Origin of the sequence: Pseudomonas sp. Pf153, assembly GCF_001269775.1 — a bacterium.
GTDB lineage: Bacteria > Pseudomonadota > Gammaproteobacteria > Pseudomonadales > Pseudomonadaceae > Aquipseudomonas > Aquipseudomonas uvaldensis.
Map to the genome: position 1 here is coordinate 490,138 of NZ_LHVL01000018.1, position 21,968 is coordinate 512,105.

The following is a 21,968-nucleotide window of genomic DNA, read 5'->3' on the forward strand; positions in this document are numbered from 1 at the left end:
CGATATGTCACTGGGTTTCACGCCTGCCGTGGAAATCTACGGCGCCAATGCCGCGCTGCTCAACGAACGATTGCTCGGTTGGAGTCATGTCGACGCGGCAGGTTTCGAGTCCGACCAACTGACGCTCACCCTTGACCTGGAGGGACTTGAAGGCCTGCCCAGCCTGGGCGGGAAAATCGGGTTGCGGGTCGGCTACCTGGAATCGGGGTTGGTGGATAAAGGCCAGTTCGTCATTACCCGGCGTACGCCGACCCTGTTTCCCCTGCGCCTGACGCTGGTGGCCATGGCGGCGCCGTTCAGTGCGGCGGATGAGACCGGATTCAAGCAACGCCGGTCCGTCAGCCATGGCCCCACGACCCTGGGCGCGCTGTTTCGGGAGTTGACGTCCAGACATGGATTTTCGCCCCGCGTGGCGCCGGAGCTGTCGCTGATCCAAATCGAGCACATCGACCAGTCCAACGAAACCGATATGGGTTTCCTGACGCGGCTGGCCCGCCGGTACGATGCCGTCGCCAAGCCGATCAACGAGCTGTATGTGCTCGCCAGGCGCGGTCAGGCGAAGTCGTTATCGGGCAAGGTACTGCCGGAAATGAAACTCTCGGTCACCACCGATAATCGTCCGGGAGACCACGCGTTCATCTCGGCCAAGCTGGATGAAGGCGCCCGGGCCAAGTACCAAGGCTGCAAGACCCATTGGTGGGATGCGGCGGCAGGCAAGCTGCAGGTCGAGGAGAGCGGCATCGCGCCGTTCAAGACCCTGCGCCAGCGCTTCCAGAGCGCCGCCGATGCCCGCGCCGCCTGCGAAGGCGAAGTGCGCAGGATGATGCGCGAAGCCCTCAAGGTAGCGATCGAGTGCCCGGGCAACCCGGGGTTGTCCGCCGAAGGCATCGTGCTGCTGGACCCCACCTGGCCGGATTTCATGCGCGGTCGCTGGTCCATCGACAAGGTCACCGCCACCGGCAATCGGGAAAAAAGCTACCGCTGCCTGATCGAGGCGACTTGCCTGGACGCCAGGGCCTGACCCCAACCCGCTGAGACAACACCGGCCCTGTGGGAGCGGGCTTGCTCGCGAAAGCGGTGTGCCAGTCGACATCAGCGTCAATGTCCGGCCGCATTCGCGAGCAAGCCCGCTCCCACAAGGCATTCATTGCACATCCCAATAATGCTGGAGCCCCTCCATGAAGATCACCCCGATCCTCACGCAGTTGCGTGAGCAATGCCCCACGCTCGCCCGTCGCGTGGCGGCCGGCTTCGACCTCGCCATGCTGCTGGCCGACACGCCGCTGCAATCCCCTTGCGCCTATGTGCTGCCGAGCGCCGACAGCGCCGGCCGGAATACCGCGCAGAACGTCACGCTGCAAACCGTGCGTGATCGCTTCGACGTCGTGCTGGTGCTTGACGCCAGCGACCCGACAAAAGCGCTGGAACTGTTGCATGAGCTACGGGCCGAGTTGTGGCGCGCGCTGGTGGGATTCAAGCCGGGCAGCGATTACGTCGGCATCGAGTACGACGGCAGCGAGCCGGTTTCGGTCAATGGCAGCCGTGTGTTGTACCGGCTGCGCTTTTTCGCCGAGTTCCAGCTGGGCCGCAATCTGGCGAGCCAGCCTGCCGAAAGCTGGCACGAGCGTGAACTGGACGGCTTGTCGTCCTTTACCGGGGTCACCGTGCGGGTCGATGCCATCGATCCGGCGGACCCCAACCTGAAACATCCCGGCCCCGACGGGCGCCTGGAACTGACTTTCTCTGGAGACGTAACCCCATGAGCAAACGCATCACCGTGCTGCCGGCCCCGGGCCGGGCTGTACCGGACCCGGAAGCGGGCGACTTGCTGCCCCTCGAGGGCCGTGAAGTGCCGGACAACGCCTGGTGGCGTCGACGTCTGGCCGATGGCGATATCACTACCAAAGCCGTGAAAACGGCAAAACCACAGGGAGCCAAATAATGGCGATCGGATTCAGCAACATTCCCGCGGACATTCGTGTTCCGCTGTTCTACGCCGAAATGGACAACTCGGCCGCCAATAGCGCGTCGTCGGCCATGCGCCGGCTGATCGTGGCCCAGGTCAACGACAACGTACCGCCGGCAGACGTCGGCAAACTGGTGCTGGTTTCCAGCGCTGCCCTGGCGAAAAGCATCGGTGGGCAGGGCTCGATGCTCGCCTCGATGTACGAAACCTGGCGCAAGACCGATCCTCTCGGCGAAATCTGGTGCCTGCCCCTGCACAACGTCGAAGGTGCCATCGCCAAGGGCGTGCTGACCCTCACCGGTACCGCCACCGAAAGTGGTGTGCTCAACCTGTATGTGGGCGGTGTGCGTGTCCAGGCTGCCATCGTCAATGGCGCCACCGCTGCCCAGGCTGCCACGGCACTGGCCCAGAAGGTCAACGCAGCAGCCGACCTGCCGGTGACTGCCGCGGCCGTCGATGGCGTCGTGACCCTCAGCGCCAAATGGACCGGCGACAGCGGCAACGACATCAGCCTGCAATTCAATCGCCTCGGCAAGAGCAACGGCGAAGATACGCCGGCGGGCCTGACCACGGCCGTCACCGCCATGACCGGCGGCGCTGGTGTGCCGGACCAGACCGCTGCCGTCGCGGCCCTGGGCGACGAGCCGTTCGAGTTCATCGCCATGCCATGGTCCGACGTGTCGAGTCTGAACACCTGGCAAGCGGTCATGGATGACAGCACCGGTCGCTGGTCCTGGGCCAAGCAGTTGTTCGGCCATGTCTACAGCGCCAAGCGCGGTACTATCGGCACGCTGGTGGCTGCCGGTCAGGCACGCAATGACCAGCACATGACCCTCCAGGCCCTGGAGCCGGGCGTACCGCAACCGTTCTGGGTCCAGGCCGCTGCACTGGCCGCGCGTACCGCGGTGTTCATCTCGGCCGACGCCAGCCGTCCGACCCAGAGCGGTAGCCTGCCAGGCCTGGATCCGGCCCCGGCCAGCGAACGCTTCACCCTGACCGAGCGTCAGTCGCTGCTCAACTACGGCATCGCCACGGCGTACTACGAAGGTGGCTACGTTCGCATCCAGCGCTCCATCACCACCTATCAGAAGAATGCCTTCGGCCAGGCCGACAACTCCTACCTGGACAGCGAAACCATGCACCAGTCGGCGTTCATCGTCCGCCGCCTGCAAAGCGTGATCACCAGCAAGTACGGTCGCCACAAACTGGCTTCCGACGGCACCCGTTTCGGCGCAGGCCAGCCCATCGTCACGCCGAGCACCATTCGCGGTGAGCTGATTGCCCAGTACGCCAAGCTCGAACTGGAAGGCCACGTGGAAAACGCCGAACTGTTCGCCGAGCATTTGATCGTCGAGCGCGACAGCCAGGACCCGAGCCGGGTCAACGTGCTGTTCCCGCCGGACTACATCAACGGCTTGCGAGTGTTCGCGCTGCTCAACCAGTTCCGCCTGCAATACGACGACGTCGCCTGAACATAGTGTTCGGACAGCTGAATTCAGCCCACTTCATGTGGGCTTTTTATTTGAAGGGAGAAACACCATGGGTCAACTGATTGCGGGCACCTGCTACGTCAAAGTGGACGGCGCTCAACTGACCATCAACGGCGGCTGTGAAGCACCTCTGATGTTCACCAAACGCGAAACCGTCGTGCCGGGCTTCTACAAGGAAACCGACATCGCGCCGTCCTTCAAGGTGACGGCCCTGCACACCGCGGACTTCCCGCTCAAGCAGCTGGTGGCCGGCACCGACATGACCGTCACCTGTGAATTCAACAACGGCAAAGTCTATGTACTGGCCGGCGCCTACCTGGTGGAAGAGCCGGTGTCCAAGGGCGACGATGCCACCATCGAGCTGAAATTCGAGGGCATCAAGGGGACTTGGCAATGACGGATGTCGTGACGTTGCGCGTGGCCATCGAGGCCCACGGCGAGCCGTTGCACGAACTGACCCTGCGCCGCCCGACGGTGCAGGAGGTCCGCGCGATCAAGGCGCTGCCGTACAAGATCGACAAGAGCGAAGAAGTGAGCCTGGACATGGACGTCGCGGCCAAATACATCGCGGTCTGCGCCGGCATCCCGCCGTCGTCGGTCAACCAGTTGGACCTGGCTGACCTCAACGCGCTGAGCTGGGCCGTCGCGAGTTTTTTCATGAGTGCGGCGTCGCAGCCATCGGCGACCTGATCGCAGCCGCCTATGACCTGGCCTGGTTCTGGAAGGTTGACCCCGAACAGATGATGGCCAGGCCACTGGATGTGCTCCGCGAATCCCTGGAGCACGCGCAACGGATCAATGCGATGCAGCAGGTGCAGTGATGGCAGACACACAAAAGGTAGAGAAAAGGGCGGTGCTGCTGACCGGCATCGATGAGCTGTCGCCCAAGCTCGCCGGCCTTCGGGCGAAAGTCCAACTGTTCAAGCAGAACCTCGATGCAACGGGCCTGGGCAGCTTGGATATTTCAGGCCTGCTCCCGGACGGTGGCCTCGCCAAGCCGTTCATGGAGGGGCTGCGGTCGGCGACGGCGCTCAAGAGCGAAGTCACCGAGGTGAACGTGGCGACGGGTGCTCTCCAGGCACCTGAAGCGCCCCGCGCGGCGGCACAGAGCCTGGATGGATTGAAGACTTCCATCAGTAACGTGTCGGTACAGTTCGGTTCGGCGCTGGGGCCGGCGATCAACGCGGTGGCGATCGGTTTGCAGCCGATGGTCAGCGGCGTGAGCCAGGTGCTGCAGGACAACCCGCAACTGGTGCAGGGCCTGGCCACCGGGGCCGTGGCGTTCAGTGCGATCCAGACGGCGGTCACTGGCGCAAGTCAGGCCCTCGAAGTGGTCAACCTGGCCCTGAAGATGAATCCCATCGGCCTGATCGCCATGGGCATCGCCCTGGCAGCCGGGATGATCATCGCCTATTGGGAGCCGATCTCGGCGTTTTTCGCCGGGCTGTGGCAAAGGCTTGCGCCCATCGTGCTGCCGATGGCCGAGTTCTTCAGGACGATGTTCGCCTTTACGCCCATGGGACTGGTGATCAGCAACTGGGGACCGATCAGCGCGTTTTTCGGTGCGCTCTGGAATGTGCTCGTGGCGGCGGCGACGCCAGTCATCGGGTTCATGCAGACCTTGTTCGCCTGGTCACCCCTGGGGTTGATCATCAGCAACTGGACGCCCCTGACCGGGTTGTTCTCAGCCATCTGGGATTTACTCAAGGCATTGACGGTGCCGGTGATGGACGCGCTCCAGGGACTGTTCAACTGGACGCCGTTGGGCCTGGTCATGACGAACTGGGGAAGCATCGTCGAGGTCTTTGCCGGCATCGGCGAAGGCATTCGCAACCAGGTGTCGCTCATGCTGGCGGTGTTCAGCAGTTTGTTCGACTGGTCGCCCATCGAAGGGCTCGTTAAGCAGTGGGGGCCGGTGGGCGAGTGGTTCACCCAGTGGTGGGACGAGTTGCAGGGCGTGATTGCGCCGATCAAGGCGTTTTTCAACGGTGGCTTCGGGGAAATCATCACCACCTTCACCGGCAAGGTGCAGGGGTTGACCGAAGCGCAGCAAAAGACCAATGCCGAAGGCAAGGGCGAACTGGCGCCGGCATTCTTTGGCGGAGCCAGTGAACAGCCTTCGGGCCTGTCGTCCAGTCTTGCGCCGCCATCCGGCAACCCGGTGGCGAAAACGGCGCTGGCGCCGGGTGCATTGCCGCAAACCTCCAGCGCTCTGGTGCAACAAAGCGCTGCCAACAACCGAACGCAACTCGAAGGCGGCCTGACCGTACGCTTCGAAAACGCGCCGGCCGGTTTGCGCGCCGATCCACCACAGACCAATCAACCGGGCCTGGCGGTGAATTCGCGCATCGGCTATCGCTCACTTTCCACAGGAGGCTCCAATGAGCTGGCGTGATCGTTTGTTGCCGGCGTCGTTTCGTGGCGTCGGGTTCTGGGTCGACCAGGCGAAGACCCCGGTCGGCCACAAGGGGCAGTTGCATGAATATCCCCAGCGCGACCAGCCGTTCTTCGAAGGGCTGGGCCAGCAGGCCAGGATTCATGAACTGACCGCGTTCATCGTCGGCCCCGATTGCCTGGAGCAGCGCGACAAGCTGCTCAAGGCGCTGGAGCAGGGCAGCGGCGAACTGGTGCATCCGTGGTTGGGGCGCCTGCAAGTCAAGGTCGGCGAGTGCGACATGACCCAGACCCGCCAGGACGGCGGGCTGGTGACCTTTGCCTTGAAGTTCTATCCCGACCAACCGCTGCAGTTCCCCTCGGCTGCCATCAACAGCCAGAAACTGCTGCTGGTGTCGGCTGACAGTCTGCTGGGTTCCGCGGTGCGGCGCTTCGAAGACGCCATGACGTTGATCAAGGCGGCGCGAATCGGCATCGCCGACCTGCGCAACAGCCTCAAAGAGGTGTACGGCGTCATCGAGCAGGAGCTCAAGCCGTTGATCGAGACCTATCGGCAACTCAGCGATCTGGTCAAGGCGGTGAAGGAGCTGCCCAAGGAAGTGGCGGCGGAGTTCAAGGGACTGTTGGGGGATATCCGGGAGTTGAAGGACTTCGCCCGTGACGGCTATCGCGGCGTGATTGCCAGCGTGTCACAACAGGTGGAAGCCATTCGCAAGACGGACGCGCCCAAGCTCACCACCGGCAAGGACACCACGGCGGCGGCTCAGGCCGTGGCCGATCTGGTGCAGGACACGCTGCTGGTGCAGGCAGCGCAATGGATTGCGGCGATGCCTGTGGCGGCGCCGGTGGTCAAGCTGGGCGCCACCCCATCGGTGGCGCAGCAGGCCGTGCAGCCGATCCGGCGTCGGGACGTGCCGGTGGCCGACGATGTACTGGCCCTGCGCGATGCCCTCAACGATGCCATCTGGCAGGCCTCCCTCAAGGCCGATCCGGAACATTACCAGGCCTTGAATAACCTGCGTCAGCAAATGGCTGCGCACTTGACGGCAGTGGCTTCTTCGGGTGTCAGGCTGATCAACCTGTCGTTCAAGCAGAGTCTGCCGGCGCTGGTGGTGGCGTATCAGCAATTCGCCGATGCCACCCGAGTCACCGAAGTGACCCAGCGCAACGGCGTCGCCCACCCTGGTTTCCTGCCACCCAATGACCTGAAAGTCTCGGGGGAGTAAGCCATGAGCGAGCTCGACAATGTTGTCACGCTCACCGTCGGCGGACTGGATTACGGTGGCTGGAAAAGCGTGGAAATCAGTGCGGACCTGGAGCGTCAGTTCCGCACATTCAAACTCGACATTACCTGGCAATGGCCGGGGCAGACCCAGGCGGTACCGATCCGCCCCGGTGACGAATGCCAGGTGCGCATCGGTTCCGACCTGGTGCTCAGTGGCTACGTGTTCAAGGCACCGATCAGCTATGACGGACGCCAGATCAGCCTGAGCATCGAAGGCGGTTCCAAGACCCAGGACCTGGTGGACTGCGCGGCGATCAATCGCCCGACCCAATGGCGCGGCCAGACGGTACTGAGCATCGTCCAGGCCCTGGCGTCGCAATATGGCGTCGGGGTAGTCAGCGAGATCCCGGAAACCGCTCGGTTGAGCCAGCACAGCATCGTGCCCGGAGAAACGGTCTTCCAGTCCATTGATCGCCTGCTGACGTTGTTCCGGGTGTTTTCCACCGACGACGCCGAAGGGCGCGTGCTGCTGGCCAAACCCGGCAGCGCCGGGCGGGCCAGTGATGTGCTGGAACTGGGCAAGAATATTCTGTCGGGCAACGCACCGATGGATTACAGCCAAGTGTTCTCCGAGTACCGCGTCATTGGCCAGCACAAGGGCAACGACCAACAGAGCGGGGCGGCGGTGAGTGAAGTCTCCGGCACCGCTACCGACCTGAGTTTCAAGCGCAAGCGGGTGACGGTGATCAGCGAGAGCGCCCAATTGACCTTCGAACTGGCCCAGCAACGGGCCGACTGGGAAAGCGCCATCCGCACCGGCCGTGCCCTCACCACGACCTACCGTGTACAGGGCTGGCGCCAGGCCAATGGCGACTTGTGGCGGCACAACACCCTGGTGCGGGTGATCGACCCGGTGCTGGGGTTCGATGGCGACATGCTGATTTCCAAAGTCACCTATTCGCTGTCAGCGCAAGGCTCGATCACCACGTTGCAAGTCGCCCCGCCCCATACCTTCGACGCGAACCCGGTGCCGCCCAAATCCTGAGATCGACACCGTTGTGGGAGCGGGCTTGCTCGCGAAATCGGTGGTTCAGCTTGCATCGAGAGTGAATGTGCTGCCGCTTTCGCGAGCAAGCCCGCTCCCACAATGTTCCGCGCGGGCTGACATATTTTGTGATTCCAAAGGACCCTCTCATGAGCCTACTGACCCGCCTCCTGGCGCGCGGCACTGTCGTGCTCGCCAACTCGGCCTCCAAGCTTCAATCGCTGCAAATGCGCCTCACCGCCGGCGAAGTGAACGACGACATGGAACACTTCGAACCCTACGGCTTCACCAGCAACCCTCTCGCCGGCGCCGAGGGTATCGCCACGTTCCTGGGCGGTGACCGTTCCCATGCCGTGGTCCTGGTGGTTGCCGACCGCCGTTTTCGCCTCAAGGCCCTGGCCCCCGGCGAAGTGGCGATCTACACCGACGAAGGCGATCGGATTCACTTCAAGCGCGGCCACGTCATCGACATCGATACCGCGACTTTGAATATCCGCGCCAGCAGCGCGGTGAACATCGACAGTCCCGTGATCAATCACACCGGCAAGATCGTTTCCCAGGGCGACCAGGTCGCAGGTGGCATCAGCCAGATCAAGCACGTGCATGTCGGCGTACAGGCCGGCAGCGGTCAGACCGGTGCGCCGGCGGGAGGCCAATGATGTTCATCAGCCAGAACCTGCGTGCCGCGCTGACCCGTTCGGTGCTGATCAGCCTGTTCACCTGGCGCCGCGCCGCTGACGACGATGCCGTCGATGACGAAGAGCGTTTTGGCTGGTGGGGCGACACCTTTCCTACCGTCGCCGATGACCGCATCGGCTCGCGGCTGTGGTTGTTGCGACGGGTCAAGCTGACCCGCCAGACCCAGCTCGACGCCGAATTCTATGCCCGGGAAGCCTTGCAATGGCTGATCGACGACGGCCACTGCAGCGCCATCGAGATCATCAGCGAACGCCTCGACGGCCAGCGCCTGAACCTGCGCACGGTCCTGACCCTGGCCGACGGCGAGCGCCTGGACATCAACCCCGATAACAGTTGGCAGGTGACCTATGCCGTTTGAAACCCCTTCGCTGCCGGTGCTGATCAAGCGCGCCCAAAGCGACCTGGCCAGCGATTCGCTGCGCCAGTCCGATGCCCAGGTGCTGGCCCGCACCCTCGGCGGCGCCGCCTATGGCCTGTATGGCTATCTGGACTGGATCGCCGAGCAGATCCTGCCGGACAAGGCCGACGAGTCCACCCTGGAACGCATCGCTGCCCTGCGCCTGAACCAGGCGCGCAAAGCGGCCCAGGTGGCCACTGGCAGCGTCAGCTTCACGGCCACTGCCGGAGCGGTCCTGGACGTCGACACGCTGCTGCAAGCCAACGACGGCCGCACCTACAAAGTGACGACGGCCCGCACCACCGGCAATGGCCTGAACACCGCCACTGTCGCCGCACTGGACGCCGGCAGCCTGGGCAATGCCGAGGCCGGCCTGGTCCTGACACCGGTGCAACCGATCCTGGGCGTCGGCAGCAGTTTCACCGTGTTGGCGCCAGGATTGACCGGCGGCGTCGCCCGGGAAAGCCTCGAGTCCCTGCGGGCGCGGGTGATCCGCTCCTACCGCATCATTCCCCACGGCGGCTCGGCGCAAGACTATGAAACCTGGGCCCTGGAATGCCCCGGCATCACCCGCGCCTGGTGCCGCGGCAGCTACCTGGGGCCCGGCACGGTTGGCTTGTTCGTGATGCGCGACGACGATCCGCAACCGATTCCCACCGCCGATCAACTGGAGGAAGTCCGGGCCTATATCGAACCGCTGCGCCCGGTGACCGCCGAGGTGCATGTCCTGGCGCCGACCCAGGTGCCGGTGACTTACAAACTGCGTATCACCCCGGACACCAGCACGGTGCGTGCGGCCATCGAAGCGCAGTTGCGTGACTTGCACAATCGCGAAGCCGGCCTCGGTGAAACACTGTTGCTGACTCACATCGCCGAAGCCATCAGCAGCGCCACCGGCGAGACCGACCACAAACTCACCGCGCCCAGCGCCGACGTGACCGCCGCCAGCAATCAGTTGCTGACCTTCGGAGGCTGCGTATGGCTGGAATAAGAACCGCCGGACAGTACCAGGCCCAACTGCGCAGCCTGCTGCCCAGCGGCCCTGCCTGGGACCCGGAGCGAGTGCCGGAACTGGAAAACGTGCTGGGAGGTATCGCCCAGGAACTGGCCCGCCTCGACGCCCGCGCCGCCGACCTGCTCCACGAAATGGACCCGGCGGGCGTGAGCGAACTGGTGCCGGATTGGGAGCGGGTAATGAACCTGCCGGATCCGTGCCTGGGCGCCACACCGCTGTATGACGATCGCCGCCTGGCGGTGCGCCGACGGTTACTGGCGGTCGGCAGCCAGGCCATTGCGTACTACGTCGAAATCGCCAGAACCCAGGGCTACCCCAACGCCACCATCACCGAACACAAAGCCCCCCGCATGGGCCGCGCCCGTTTCGGCGAGGCGCACTTCGGCACCTGGCAGGCGCAATTCATGTGGACCCTCAACACCGGTGGACGGTTGCTGCTCGGGCGACGTTTTGGCGCGAGTTATTGGGGCGAGCGGTTTGGCGTGAATCCAGGGTCGGCGCTGGAGTGCCTGATTCATCGTAGTGCGCCGGCGCATACGAAGGTTCACATTAACTATGACTAGGAAATAAACGAATGGACTATCCGAAGAGTGTCCCCAGCGCCGGGCTGGTGAATGGCAGGTTCGTGGATGAGAACCCGCTGATGGGAACGCCGGGGTCGTTGATTCCGGCGGCGTGGGGCAATGGTGTCACGCAGGAAATCGTGAATGTCATCAAGGCCGGGGAGCTGACGCCGGACGAGACGAAAAATGATCAGTTGCTTCAGGCCATCCAGTCCGTGGCGGCCAAGGGGTGGAATCAGGATTTGGCCTTGCCCCTGGCCTCCCTGCCTCTGCCCGCGATCGCCACGGCTGACTCGCGTATCGCCGTTACCCCGATAGCAATCTCTACCAGCGGAGGACGGGTTTCGATTCCGGCGGGGGTTTACATCAGTATCGGCCAGGAAGTTGTTAGCGCGCAGTTGGGCCGTTCTCGTACCTACATCACGTCGGCGTGGAGCAGCGCTGATCTTCTGCCCAGCTCCAGCTACTTCCTCAGAGCACAGGTGATGGATAACGCGCTGACGCTTTATCTGCAGCGCGGAACGCTGTACGACGCGACTCCGGAATCGCTCAAGGGCACGCCCAATAGCGCGTCCGGTGGTGGATTTCCGTCCACACCGCTGGACATTTGCCTGGCTTGGGTGATGACCGGGGTGCCGGGCTCCTTGCCAACAATCCGCACGATCTACAACCGCACCCAACTGAGTTGGACTCAAACCGTAAACGGCACTGGCGTGGTGTATCTGCCGCTTGATCCCCATGCGCGCGCGGCAAAGCTCATTGCGGGCAACCCCACGCCTTCTTCGACCGCGGTGACTTCGCTGTCGTTTGCCCAGGCGGGTTGGGTTGGCGGTAATTACAGCTATTTGTCCCCTGCCGCGCAAAGTATTGGCAACCAGGCGGGTGGGTGGGGAACCCCCTACATGTGTGTGTTGTTTTCCAACAACGTCGTCAACGATGTGACGGTCTCCACGGTTACCGCCAGTTTTGATCATTCCCAGTTGCGTTCGCTGTGGCAGTGTTTTCAGGCCGAGCACACGTTGGGTGCAAACATTGCCGACAGCGACGAATTGCTATTGAGCATGGGCATCAAGGGGCATCAGGCGCTGACTGATTACAGCGTGGGTATCGCCGTTAATTTCGTTAACGCGGTCAACGTTCACCTGTCCTGGGAGTTGGTTCGATGAGAGTCATTCAAGAACTGCATCATTATGACGATGAGCTTCGCCCAGTCTCGCCATCCCCCGCTCATACCTGGGAGGACGGCCAATGGGTACTCAGCGAGGAAAAAGCCGCTGAGTTGCGGCGCGTTGAAGGCGAGCGGCTGTGCGACAAGATCGATGCGACGGCGGACAGCGTTCGTCGCGCCCTGGCCGGTGATCCGCTGCGCGCGATGGAATATCGACAAGCAGCCCTCGACGCCCAGGTATTCCGGGATGAGGGCTACCCGAAGAAGGCAGTTCCCTTGGCCGTTTCTGCATGGGTCATCAAGGGACGCACCGCCAGGCAGGCGGCAGACCAGATACTCGCCAAGGCTGCCGAGTTCGACTCGAACCTGCTGGCGCTTCGTGAACTGCGACTCAAGGCCAAGGCGCAGATTCGCGCACATGTCGCGAAGGGCCAATCGGACCTGGCCAAAGCGATGGCTGACGAAGTCCTCATGGCTATTGAAGCGCTGCGTTTGCGTGCGTGATTTTTTCATCCGCTCACAGAGAAATAAAACATGGATTATCCAAAAAGTGTTCCCAGCGTTGGGCTGGTGAACGGTCGGTTCGTGGACGAAGATCCGCTGGCCGGCACGCCTGGGTCGCTGATTCCGGCGGTGTGGGGCAATGGCGTTACCCAGGAGATCCTGAGTGTGATCTCCGCCGCCGGCATGACCCCGTCCGAAGCGGACACGGGGCAACTGATCAAAGCGCTGCAAACCATTGTCGGGCGTAGCAGCCCGATGCGTTCGGTGGTGACGCGGTTATCGGCCTCGAAAGCGCTGACGGCCGAGGAACTTGGACTCGTGTTGATCGATGCCGGAGCCGGTGCAAGCACGGTCACGCTTCCCGCGGCGAACGCGGCGCTTGGCATCCGCGATGTGATCGTGCGACGTGTGGACAACAGCGGGAATCGGCTGATGGTGCGAGCCGCCGGTAGCGACAGGATTCGGTTTCACACGCATCTGGCTGCCAGCGGTTATCCATTTCTTGTGTTGATGGGAAGTGGGGACTGGTGGCATTTGCGCAGCGATGAGGCGGGAGTCTGGTGGCCGGTGAGTCGCTTTGATGCTACTGCCCTGGGGCGCATCTCCTTTGAAAGTACGCGCCAGGTCATTCCTGGCGGGTATGCGGTGCTCAATGGAAATTTGTTGGTGCGTAGTGATTGGCCCTGGTTGTGGGATTACGCGCAGTTGTCTGGTGTTTTGGTGGGCGAAGGTTCCAGAGTGGGAAACGAAGGCGCCTGGACAACAGGCGATGGCGCTACGACTTTCAGAATTCCTGATATCCGGGGAGAGTTTTTGCGAATTCTGGATGAGGGGAAAGGAACGGATGTCAGTCGTGCTCCAGGAACTAGTCAAATAGATGCTCTTCAGCGGCATAACCATTATTTACCTACTGGAACAGGTAGTTCGGCTCGTCCTGCTCCCGCTATTCCTGATAGTGCATGGGATGTAGGAAGTACTGTCAATTACTTCGCCGCTAGCGGGGTAATCGCCACTACGTATCCCAACCCGGCGTTCGATCTGGAGCCAAATTTGGCGGTAGGGAACATAGGAATATTTGCAGCCGAAACACGCCCTCGGAACATCGCCTATCCCGCCCGAATAAAGTTGATCTGAGGTGACTATGTTCATTTATCTATTTAACGAGGCCGGTGTCCTCTCCGGTCCGGTAGAGCTTTTCGTAACCCCTGGCATGGGTATCCAAATACCCAGTAACGGTATTCAGCTTTCCTTCGAGCTTCCACCCGCCCAGGATCATCATTCTTGGGTGATGGTTAACGGTGTTCCACGTGAGATGGTGGACTGGCGCGGTACGGTCTATCGCAAAGACAACGGCGCACACGTGGAATGGACCGAGTTTGGCGAATTGCCGGACTCGTTAACGGCCGAGCCCTGGCCGGGTAACTACTACGTTTGGCGTGACAATGCGTGGATATTTGACGAGACGCTGCAACTCGCTGATGTCAAGCGCGAAGCCCTGGCAAAGCGCGACAAACTGCTGCGGGACGCGGTTCAGAAGATCGCGCCTTTCCAGTATGCCGAGGACATCGGTGACGCCACCGACCAAGAACAATTGACATTAATGGAATGGAAACTCTATAGCGTCGAATTGAACCGCATCCAACATCAGGCTGGTTTCCCAACCGATATCAAATGGCCGGTTGCGCCGGCGTCTGCTGTTTAAGGCATCACTGGTCAATCGCTAATATCTTTCGATCTTTTCAAGCACTTTTGAAACTTCATCAGTTGAGGTTTCCGGCTGCCTGTTTTCGGTCGGTTGAGTATCAAGGGGAGAAAAGGTGGATTATCCAAAAAGTGTGCCCAGCGCGGGTCTGATGAACGGCCGGTTTGTAGATGAGAATCCCTTGACTGGGACACCGGGATCGTTGATTCCTGCCAGTTGGGGAAACGGCGTCACCCAAGAGATCATCAATGTTATTCAAGCCGCGGGACTGACCCCTTCAGAACAACAGAGCAATCAACTTCTGACCGCATTGCAGGGGAGCGGGCTGTTCACTACCGCCGCGCAATTCGACAGTGATAGGTCTGTCGCGACCACAGAGTTTGTAAGGCGCAGCGGGTTGCAGTATTCCGGCTTTGCAGCGTATGCGACCAACACCGAATTGACGTTGGCTCATGTCGGTGGCGCAGTCAGTTTTGCCAGCGCGACGCCTATCAGCGCTACGTTGCCTGGCACAACGGGAATCCTGCATGGGGCGACGCTCACCCTCATCAATGTGGGGGCAGGCGTAGTCACCGTTTCGACGGCATTAGCGGCCGATACGATAGGCGCTTCAAGTGCGGCGTTGGGACCGATCGATCTGGCCCGTGGTGAAACGGCGCAATTCGTCAAACTGGACAATCAATGGCGATTGATAGGCGGCACAGTTCTTCTGAAGTACACCTCGCTGTTTTCGGGGCAGCTCGGTAATCCGGGTTATCAAAAATATGCCAGCGGAAACATTGATCAATGGGGCTACGGTACGACTGATGCCAATGGTGAGGTTTTTGTTACGTTTCCCATTTCATTCCCCAACGCCTTCGTCTCGGTCGTGGCGACTCATGCAGGCGGCGATGCGGCCATTGTGATCATGGTGGGAGGAACGGCGACGCGCCAAGGGGTACGCCTTAAGGTCAGAAACTACTTGGGCCAGGTAGCCGCTGGCTGGGGTGTTACTTATTTCGCAAAGGGTTATTGAATGAACGAATTCACCGTGTTGTTCAGTCCAAGTACCTGCGGTGCTTATATTCCGGGTATCAATGATGTGGACATCCCTTTGGATGTCATAGAGATCCCCAAGGCTTATTGGCTCTCGCTGCTTCAGCAATTGGCGGTTTCGCCCAAGAGAATCTCAGTCAATCCTGACAACGGCTACCCCATTCTGGTGGATCCGCCTCCGCTGGCGGCAGATCAAGCCGCTGCGAACGAATATGACTGGCGCAACGGCCAACTCGCCTTGACCGACCGCCTCGTAGCCCGGGACCGCGATGAGATGGACGATGGCGGTGGCACGACACTGGACCAGAATCAATACACCCAACTCCAGGCCTATCGACGTGCCCTGAGGGACTGGCCGCAGGATGAACTGTTTCCTGCTGCTGAACATCGTCCTGTCGCCCCGTCTTGGCTAGCGACGCAACTTCAGTAATCGACGGTCGGACTATGGACGTTACACAAGAGCAACTTATCGACATCATGCCCAACGCCCGCTCCCAAGCGGGCGTTTTCGTTTCCGCGCTTAACAGCGCAATGTCCCGTCATTGGATCGACACGCCTAAACGCATCGCTGCATTCCTGGCACAAGTCGGCCATGAGTCGGGACAACTCCGTTACGTACGGGAACTGGGCAATGAGCAATACCTGAGCAAATACGACACCGGCGTGTTGGCTGTTCGCCTGGGTAATACACCTCAGGCCGACGGTGACGGACAGAAGTACCGTGGCCGGGGGCTGATCCAGATTACCGGGCATGACAACTACCAGCGATGCAGCCTCGGCCTGTTCGGCGATGAACGCTTGCTGGCGTTGCCGGAACTGCTTGAGCAGCCCCAATGGGCGTCCGAGTCGGCTGCCTGGTTCTGGGAACAGAACGGCTTGAATGAACTGGCTGATCGTGACCAATTCAACAGCATTACCCGGCGTATCAACGGTGGCTTGAACGGTCTGGAGGATCGTTTGCAACTCTGGGCGCGGGCGAGGGCAGTCTTATGCCAGTCTTCAACTTGATGCCGTTTTCTGCCCGTAACCTTGGCGTCGTTGTGTTGTTGGCTCTGTTAGTCGCGGCTCCTGCGATGTTGGCGTGGCGGTTCCAGGATTGGCGCTATGGCCGACAGTTGGCGCAAATGGCGCAGTCCCGGGCCGAGGCGCTCAATCAGATAACCCAGGCGGCGGCAGCGCAACAAAAGGCCGAGGAGGAAAAACGCCTCGCCCTGGAGCAACGACTCTCCACCAGCGAACAAACCCATTACCGAGCCCTGAGCGATGCCCAACGTGACCAGGATCGCTTGCGCGATCGCCTTGCTACTGCCGATGTGCGGCTGTCAGTCCTCCTCGATGCCGATGATACCGCCGGTTGCGCGGTGCCTGCCGCCACCGGCTCCGGCGGCGTGGATCATGGCGCCCCACGCGCCCGACTTGACCCGGCGCATGCTCAACGAATTATCGCCATCACCAATGAAGGCGACCGCGGACTGATAGCGTTGCAGGCCTGTCAGGCTTACGTCAGGGCGTTAGGTCAGTAAACCGAAGAGTCATCGAAATCCGGAAGTACCAGACGGTGGGTTTATAACTTAACTCTGAAAAGCGTCATGTATAAGTTTTTTGCCGCGGACCAGATATGTCTGTTCCAGTTGTTCTTCCAGAATAGGTCATCGTTGGGAGCAATGGCTTCTATGTTGCTCGACGCAAGGTGGGCAGGTTGTTGACCGAACATCATTGGGAAGACGCAATGCTGTTTGATACTGGCTCTTACGGCTCTGTCGATGGGTTCCGAACGGTACTCAAGTTTTGAAAATTCCAGGCAGCCTCGTCTACTGAGAACGTAGGCGTGAAGCGCGGTGACACGACCTCGGGCGATGGAGAGGTTCCAAGTGAGCCAGATCTTTCCCATCGTGTAGCCAAGATGCAGAATTGAGAAATTTTCTGTGGTAATGAAGTTGTTTATCTTTTGGACTTTATTCGCGGAAAAAGTGTATGGAAGCGCATCATCTTCCAAGATCAGGACGCTTGAATAGTTGCGCTGTAATGCAATGGTCGCGCATTTCACATGTGACTCAAAACAACCCCTCGCCGGGTTCTCCTTGTCGGGATCGACGAGGATGAATTCTATGTTCAGCCCTGAGTTGTTCATGACTTCAAGCAATAATGTCCTACGGTCCTGTCGGTCCTTGAGACTTATACAAAGCACCCCATCAACCGCAAGGCGGCTGAGATCCTTGGTTTTCATTCAATCGTTCCGGTTGGTCTAGGCGATTGAATATAGCGAGCTTTTGCCAACTCCCATAGCGTTTCGCCAGGCGGTCCATAGCATCACAAAAATAAAGCGTTTGTGACTGGAATTCTCCGAACCTTGCAACGTTCGAACGCTCGTGTACGGTAGGCCCCATTGCGTCGAATCAGGAGAGCACCATGGACGAGATTACCGAACTGGCCGCTGAGCTGGGCAGGCGCTTGCAGTTGCTCAATGCCCATGTCACCACGGCCGAATCCTGCACCGGGGGCGGGATTGCCGAAGCGATCACTCGTATTCCGGGGAGTTCGGCCTGGTTCGAGGCGGGTTACGTCACGTACTCCAATCGTCAGAAGACGCAGCAGTTGAACGTACCGGCCGATCTGTTCGGGACGGTGGGGGCGGTCAGTCGCGAGGTGGTCGAGGCCATGGTAGAGGGTGCCCGGCATAAGAGCCTGGCGCGGTTTGCCGTGGCGGTCAGTGGTGTGGCCGGGCCGGACGGCGGTTCGCCGAACAAGCCGGTGGGCACTGTGTGGCTCGCGTGGGGCGTCGGCGACGCGGTCTTCAGCGAGCAGCGATTCTTTCCCGGCAACCGCGACGAGGTCCGCCGACAAACGGTGAAGGCCGCGCTAGAGGGGTTGTTGCAACATGCCGCCGTAGAAATCTCAAATCAGGGGTAGGCGATCCCGAATCGCTGTGGAATAATACTGGCTACTTATACAGGTGTTGGCCGTCAGGCCTTATTGATTACGTGAGGACTTTAATGGACGACAACAAGAAGAAAGCCTTGGCTGCGGCCTTGGGTCAGATCGAACGTCAATTCGGCAAGGGTGCCGTAATGCGTATGGGCGATCAGGACCGTCAGGCTATTCCTTCCATCTCCACCGGTTCCCTGGGTCTGGACATTGCGCTGGGCATCGGCGGCTTGCCGAAAGGTCGTATCGTCGAGATCTACGGTCCTGAATCCTCCGGTAAAACCACACTGACCCTGTCCGTGATTGCCCAGGCCCAGAAAGCCGGTGCGACCTGCGCCTTCGTCGACGCCGAACATGCCCTCGACCCGGAATACGCCGGCAAGCTGGGCGTCAATGTCGATGACCTGCTGGTCTCCCAGCCGGACACCGGTGAGCAGGCCCTGGAAATCACTGACATGCTGGTGCGCTCCAACGCGGTCGACGTGATCATCGTCGACTCCGTGGCGGCACTGGTGCCAAAAGCTGAAATCGAAGGTGAAATGGGCGACATGCACGTGGGCCTCCAGGCTCGCCTGATGTCCCAGGCCCTGCGCAAGATCACCGGTAACATCAAGAATGCCAACTGCCTGGTGATCTTCATCAACCAGATCCGCATGAAGATCGGCGTGATGTTCGGCAGCCCGGAAACCACTACCGGTGGTAACGCGCTGAAATTCTACGCCTCGGTCCGTCTGGACATCCGCCGTACCGGCGCGGTGAAGGAAGGTGATGAGGTGGTGGGTAGCGAGACCCGCGTCAAGGTCGTGAAGAACAAGGTCGCTTCGCCATTCCGTCAGGCCGAGTTCCAGATTCTTTACGGCAAGGGCATTTACCTCAATGGTGAGATGATCGACCTGGGCGTGCTGCACGGTTTCGTCGAAAAATCCGGCGCCTGGTATGCCTACAACGGCACCAAGATCGGTCAGGGCAAAGCCAACTCGGCCAAGTTCCTGGCGGATAACCCGGAAGTGGCGGCAGCCCTCGAGAAGCAACTGCGCGACAAGCTGCTGAGCCCCGTGGCGGACGTCAAGGCGCTGTCCAGCCGTGAGACCGCTGACGACCTGGCTGACGCTGATATCTGATCGATCCGATGACCGCCGTACTCGATACCCTCGTCGCGGTGCGGCGAACTGCGATGGACCTGCTCGCCAGGCGCGAGCACGGTCGAGTCGAGCTGACGCGTAAACTGCGTCAGCGAGGCGCTCCCGATGAGTTGATCGAAACAGCCTTGGATCGCTTGACGGAAGAGGGCCTGCTCTCGGAAACCCGTTATCTCGAAAGTTTTGTCGCGTACCGCGCCCGTTCGGGCTACGGTCCGTTACGAATTCGCGAGGAGCTGGGGCAGCGTGGTTTGCAGCGCTCGGACATCGAACAAGCCTTGCGCGAAAGTGGCATCGATTGGCAGGATCAGTTAACGGATACCTGGCGTCGCAAATTCTCGGGGCATCTTCCCATTGATGCACGAGAACGGGCCAAGCAAGGGCGTTTCCTGGCGTACAGAGGTTACTCCATGGAGATGATCAACCGCTTGTTCAGCGGTCGCGGCCTGGACGATTGATAAAAAACGGCCCGCTGTTTCGATAGCGGGCCGTTTTTTATGGGCTCAGGTGACCTTGATCGTCTCCCAGGTACGGAGGCGGGCTCTGGGGTAGGGCTGGGCCCAGTTCTCCGGCAGGTTGATGTAATCCACCAGCGCTCTTAAGCGGCCATGGTCTCGGGCGTTGAAGTTGAATGCCAATCGCGTCAAATGACTGAACCGCGCCTCGTCGGATTCTTCGCCGTTGTAGGTCAGTTGGTGAAAACGATCGTTCAGACACAGGTCGGCAAATTCCACCTGCATCTGCTCCATGGCTTGCTCGTTGAGCTTGTGGTTCATGCGGATAATGAATTGATGCTTGAGCCAGCGACTGGAGTGGAAGTTGCGGTAGAACTGGTTGATTTCTTCCACGGCGTCTTCGGCGCTGAATACCAGTCGCATCAGTTTCATGTCGGTGGGCAGGATGTAGCGGTTTTCCTCCAATTGTTCGCGAATGAAGTCCAGGGCGCCTTGCCAGAATTTACCCCCTGGAACGTCCAGCAAGACCACCGGCACCAGCGGGCTCTTGCCCGTCTGCACCAGCGTCAGGACTTCCAGCGCTTCGTCGAGGGTGCCGAAACCGCCGGGGCAGAGCACCAGAGCGTCGGCCTCCTTGACGAAAAACAGTTTGCGGGTGAAGAAAAAATGGAACGGCAGCAGGTTCGGTGTGCCTTCGACGGTCGGGTTGGCATGCTGTTCGAAGGGCAGGGTGATGTTGAATCCCAAGCTGTGTTCCCGACCCGCACCTTCGTGCGCCGCGGCCATGATGCCTCCGCCGGCACCGGTGATGACCATCATGTCCGAGCGGGCCAGCGCTGCACCCAGCTCCCGGGCCAGGCCGTACAGGGGGTGTTCGATGGGCGTTCGGGCCGAGCCGAAGACAGTCACCTTGCGGCGGCCCTTGAATTGTTCGAGTGTACGGAATGCATGTTCCAGCTCCCGCAGCGCCTGCAGGGTGATCTTGGCATTCCAGCGGTTGTGGTCTTCCTGGGCCATGCGCAGCACGGTCAGGATCATGTCGCGGTAGATGGGAAGGTTGGGACTGTCGGGTGATACCAGGTTGAGTTGCTCTTCGACCTTGCGGGTAAGGTCGTGGCCATGGTTCTCAAAATGACGACTGAGCAGGTCATTCGGTTTGTAAGGCATTCAAGCTTCTCCTTCTTACAGAACCCCGGCCCGGACGAGAGATTCGTCAGGGCCACGACACTTCGTGTGTCGTTGTCGTCCAGGCGGTGCCCGAGCGTTCGATTTGGCTCGATGCGGTCTGCTGCAAAGCGATCGAGCCATCCATCGGGTTCTGTTTTTCCCTTGGATTAAAAAACAATCTCACGGCAAGGTTCTGGGGCAGCCTCGTTCTGCCCAAAGCAAAGCGATACTCATCAATCTAGTTGACCTTCACGTCCAGATCATGGCGCCCAAAAGTGACCGTTGGCAACCGCCGGATGCATACACTGGAAATACCATGCCGCTCGTCTGATTGAACGCCGGGTGCGTGCCGCTCTGATTTACTGATAACAGGCGCGCCAATGCTATTCGATGCCCATGGCCGGGCCTCTCGATGGATTGAAGCGGATCGGGCATGGAGGCGGGAGAAGATGACCAGGGTGACTCTGGAACTCGACAGGCAGTTGTATCTGGCGCTGTTGGAAGCGGCCCAGGCCAATCAAGTCAGTCTTGAGGAAGAATGTTGCCGCCGGCTGGAGGGCCGGACGTGGCGCTCGCGTTATCTGCAGGCGCTGGTGGCGGAACTGCGCGCCGACGATGAGCAACGGCGCGCACGCACGGGGTGATTACTTCTTGGTCTTGGCCGGTTTCGGGCAATCCGATTCCTGGAAGCGTTCGGTCGCGACCGGGCGGTTGGTTTTAACTTCCGTGAACTCGTAACGCATGGTCGCGCCCTGGGCCATCAGCTTGCGGAAGCCAGGGTTGGTGCATACCTTGGCGCCCAGCTGGAAATACACGGCCTTGGGATCGGCGCGCATTTGTTGGGCATGGCTGCTTTGCACACTGAGATGGTTGATCAATTCAGTGCCTTCGACCGTATAGCCCTGGTCGAGAATGTCTTCATTGATGGCCCGTGGCGTGCCGACGCTGCTTTCCCTGGCCACGTTCTGCAGCATCTTGTTCAGTTCGAGTTCTTTCAGCGAGGCAGCCTGAGCGCTGAAGGACGTCGCCAGCAGAACGGCAACAGTGGGGACGATAAGGCGCAGCATGAAACTCTCCTG

General features: G+C 60.6%; 28 protein-coding genes. 25 read left to right on the forward strand and 3 right to left on the reverse strand.

Translation table 11 applies throughout. From position 1 onward, the window contains the following. Nucleotides 1-4 precede the first annotated feature (4 nt). From AD666_RS14385 to AD666_RS14485, 21 genes are all read left to right on the forward strand, one after another. Nucleotides 5-1,021 carry a contractile injection system protein, VgrG/Pvc8 family gene (locus AD666_RS14385; protein ID WP_053152839.1) on the forward strand — a complete coding sequence of 339 codons (1,017 nt, stop codon included), beginning with the start codon at nt 5-7 and terminating at the stop codon, nt 1,019-1,021. Between the two features lie 157 nt (nt 1,022-1,178). Continuing rightward, nucleotides 1,179-1,763: a hypothetical protein gene (locus AD666_RS14390; protein WP_053152843.1), complete on the forward strand. Its 585-nt coding sequence runs from the start codon at nt 1,179-1,181 to the stop codon at nt 1,761-1,763. Beyond that, the gene (locus tag AD666_RS14395; protein WP_053152846.1) at nt 1,760-1,942 is read left to right on the forward strand and encodes a DUF2635 domain-containing protein; all 183 of its coding nucleotides are present in this window, start codon (nt 1,760-1,762) and stop codon (nt 1,940-1,942) included. Before AD666_RS14390 ends, AD666_RS14395 begins: the two co-directional genes overlap by 4 nt. Further along, a complete protein-coding gene (locus AD666_RS14400; protein ID WP_053152850.1) occupies nt 1,942-3,438 on the forward strand; it encodes a phage tail sheath subtilisin-like domain-containing protein in 1,497 nt (498 codons plus the stop codon). Before AD666_RS14395 ends, AD666_RS14400 begins: the two co-directional genes overlap by 1 nt. Nucleotides 3,439-3,505: 67 nt before the next feature. Next, entirely contained in the window at nt 3,506-3,853 is a 348-nt protein-coding gene (locus tag AD666_RS14405) for a phage tail tube protein (RefSeq protein ID WP_003198314.1), read from the forward strand. Beyond that, nucleotides 3,850-4,146 carry a phage tail assembly protein gene (locus AD666_RS14410; protein WP_053152853.1) on the forward strand — a complete coding sequence of 99 codons (297 nt, stop codon included), beginning with the start codon at nt 3,850-3,852 and terminating at the stop codon, nt 4,144-4,146. The genes AD666_RS14405 and AD666_RS14410 overlap by 4 nt, the downstream gene beginning before the upstream one ends. Before the next feature lie 130 nt (nt 4,147-4,276). Further along, nucleotides 4,277-5,851, forward strand: a complete 1,575-nt coding sequence (locus AD666_RS14415; RefSeq protein ID WP_053152856.1) for a phage tail protein — start codon at nt 4,277-4,279, stop codon at nt 5,849-5,851. Next, entirely contained in the window at nt 5,838-7,076 is a 1,239-nt protein-coding gene (locus AD666_RS14420; protein ID WP_053152859.1) for a DNA circularization protein, read from the forward strand. Before AD666_RS14415 ends, AD666_RS14420 begins: the two co-directional genes overlap by 14 nt. Before the next feature lie 3 nt (nt 7,077-7,079). Continuing rightward, complete coding sequence (locus tag AD666_RS14425) at nt 7,080-8,120, forward strand: phage baseplate assembly protein (protein ID WP_053152862.1); 1,041 nt, start codon at nt 7,080-7,082, stop codon at nt 8,118-8,120. Between the two features lie 149 nt (nt 8,121-8,269). Continuing rightward, nucleotides 8,270-8,779, forward strand: coding sequence for a phage baseplate assembly protein V (locus tag AD666_RS14430; RefSeq protein WP_053152865.1), 510 nt, complete (start codon nt 8,270-8,272; stop codon nt 8,777-8,779). Further along, a complete protein-coding gene (locus tag AD666_RS14435) occupies nt 8,779-9,177 on the forward strand; it encodes a phage GP46 family protein (RefSeq protein ID WP_053152868.1) in 399 nt (132 codons plus the stop codon). Before AD666_RS14430 ends, AD666_RS14435 begins: the two co-directional genes overlap by 1 nt. Continuing rightward, nucleotides 9,167-10,207 carry a baseplate J/gp47 family protein gene (locus AD666_RS14440; protein WP_053152871.1) on the forward strand — a complete coding sequence of 347 codons (1,041 nt, stop codon included), beginning with the start codon at nt 9,167-9,169 and terminating at the stop codon, nt 10,205-10,207. Before AD666_RS14435 ends, AD666_RS14440 begins: the two co-directional genes overlap by 11 nt. Further along, on the forward strand, nt 10,195-10,794 hold the full coding sequence (locus tag AD666_RS14445; protein ID WP_053152874.1) for a YmfQ family protein: 600 nt from the start codon (nt 10,195-10,197) through the stop codon (nt 10,792-10,794). Before AD666_RS14440 ends, AD666_RS14445 begins: the two co-directional genes overlap by 13 nt. Nucleotides 10,795-10,805: 11 nt before the next feature. Beyond that, complete coding sequence (locus AD666_RS14450) at nt 10,806-11,960, forward strand: hypothetical protein (RefSeq protein ID WP_053152878.1); 1,155 nt, start codon at nt 10,806-10,808, stop codon at nt 11,958-11,960. Then, nucleotides 11,957-12,466: a hypothetical protein gene (locus tag AD666_RS14455; protein ID WP_053152881.1), complete on the forward strand. Its 510-nt coding sequence runs from the start codon at nt 11,957-11,959 to the stop codon at nt 12,464-12,466. Before AD666_RS14450 ends, AD666_RS14455 begins: the two co-directional genes overlap by 4 nt. 30 nt (nt 12,467-12,496) lie before the next feature. Further along, the gene (locus AD666_RS14460; RefSeq protein ID WP_053152884.1) at nt 12,497-13,600 is read left to right on the forward strand and encodes a phage tail protein; all 1,104 of its coding nucleotides are present in this window, start codon (nt 12,497-12,499) and stop codon (nt 13,598-13,600) included. A 7-nt stretch (nt 13,601-13,607) separates the two neighbouring features. Next, complete coding sequence (locus tag AD666_RS14465; protein WP_053152887.1) at nt 13,608-14,168, forward strand: tail fiber assembly protein; 561 nt, start codon at nt 13,608-13,610, stop codon at nt 14,166-14,168. Nucleotides 14,169-14,283: 115 nt separating this feature from the next. Further along, nucleotides 14,284-15,183: a hypothetical protein gene (locus AD666_RS14470; RefSeq protein ID WP_053152890.1), complete on the forward strand. Its 900-nt coding sequence runs from the start codon at nt 14,284-14,286 to the stop codon at nt 15,181-15,183. Then, complete coding sequence (locus tag AD666_RS14475; RefSeq protein ID WP_053152893.1) at nt 15,184-15,633, forward strand: phage tail assembly chaperone; 450 nt, start codon at nt 15,184-15,186, stop codon at nt 15,631-15,633. It abuts the gene before it with no gap. 14 nt (nt 15,634-15,647) lie between these two features. Next, nucleotides 15,648-16,211: a glycoside hydrolase family 19 protein gene (locus AD666_RS14480; RefSeq protein WP_053152896.1), complete on the forward strand. Its 564-nt coding sequence runs from the start codon at nt 15,648-15,650 to the stop codon at nt 16,209-16,211. Next, complete coding sequence (locus AD666_RS14485) at nt 16,193-16,726, forward strand: lysis system i-spanin subunit Rz (RefSeq protein WP_053152899.1); 534 nt, start codon at nt 16,193-16,195, stop codon at nt 16,724-16,726. The genes AD666_RS14480 and AD666_RS14485 overlap by 19 nt, the downstream gene beginning before the upstream one ends. A 41-nt stretch (nt 16,727-16,767) precedes the next feature. On the opposite strand, the gene AD666_RS14490 is transcribed toward AD666_RS14485, so the two are convergent. Continuing rightward, nucleotides 16,768-17,430: a hypothetical protein gene (locus AD666_RS14490; RefSeq protein ID WP_053152902.1), complete on the reverse strand. Its 663-nt coding sequence runs from the start codon at nt 17,428-17,430 to the stop codon at nt 16,768-16,770. A 182-nt stretch (nt 17,431-17,612) separates the two neighbouring features. On the opposite strand from AD666_RS14490, the gene AD666_RS14495 reads away from it, so the two are divergent. The 3 genes from AD666_RS14495 (at nt 17,613) to recX (ending at nt 19,725) form a co-directional block, all read left to right on the forward strand. After that, complete coding sequence (locus AD666_RS14495; RefSeq protein WP_053152904.1) at nt 17,613-18,113, forward strand: CinA family protein; 501 nt, start codon at nt 17,613-17,615, stop codon at nt 18,111-18,113. Nucleotides 18,114-18,196: 83 nt separating this feature from the next. Continuing rightward, entirely contained in the window at nt 18,197-19,249 is a 1,053-nt protein-coding gene (recA, locus tag AD666_RS14500; protein WP_053152907.1) for a recombinase RecA, read from the forward strand. 8 nt (nt 19,250-19,257) lie between these two features. Further along, nucleotides 19,258-19,725 (forward strand): recombination regulator RecX, encoded by a 468-nt coding sequence (gene recX / locus AD666_RS14505; protein ID WP_053152910.1) that lies wholly within the window; start codon nt 19,258-19,260, stop codon nt 19,723-19,725. A gap of 45 nt (nt 19,726-19,770) precedes the next feature. Here recX and AD666_RS14510 read toward each other — a convergent pair whose 3' ends face one another. After that, the gene (locus AD666_RS14510) at nt 19,771-20,889 is read right to left on the reverse strand and encodes a TIGR00730 family Rossman fold protein (protein WP_053152915.1); all 1,119 of its coding nucleotides are present in this window, start codon (nt 20,887-20,889) and stop codon (nt 19,771-19,773) included. 449 nt (nt 20,890-21,338) lie between these two features. Here AD666_RS14510 and AD666_RS14515 point away from each other — a divergent pair, with 449 nt between their 5' ends. Continuing rightward, a complete protein-coding gene (locus tag AD666_RS14515; RefSeq protein ID WP_053152917.1) occupies nt 21,339-21,533 on the forward strand; it encodes a hypothetical protein in 195 nt (64 codons plus the stop codon). Here AD666_RS14515 and AD666_RS14520 read toward each other — a convergent pair whose 3' ends face one another. Then, nucleotides 21,534-21,956 (reverse strand): quorum-sensing-regulated virulence factor family protein, encoded by a 423-nt coding sequence (locus AD666_RS14520; protein ID WP_053152920.1) that lies wholly within the window; start codon nt 21,954-21,956, stop codon nt 21,534-21,536. It lies immediately after the preceding gene. Nucleotides 21,957-21,968 lie beyond the last annotated feature (12 nt).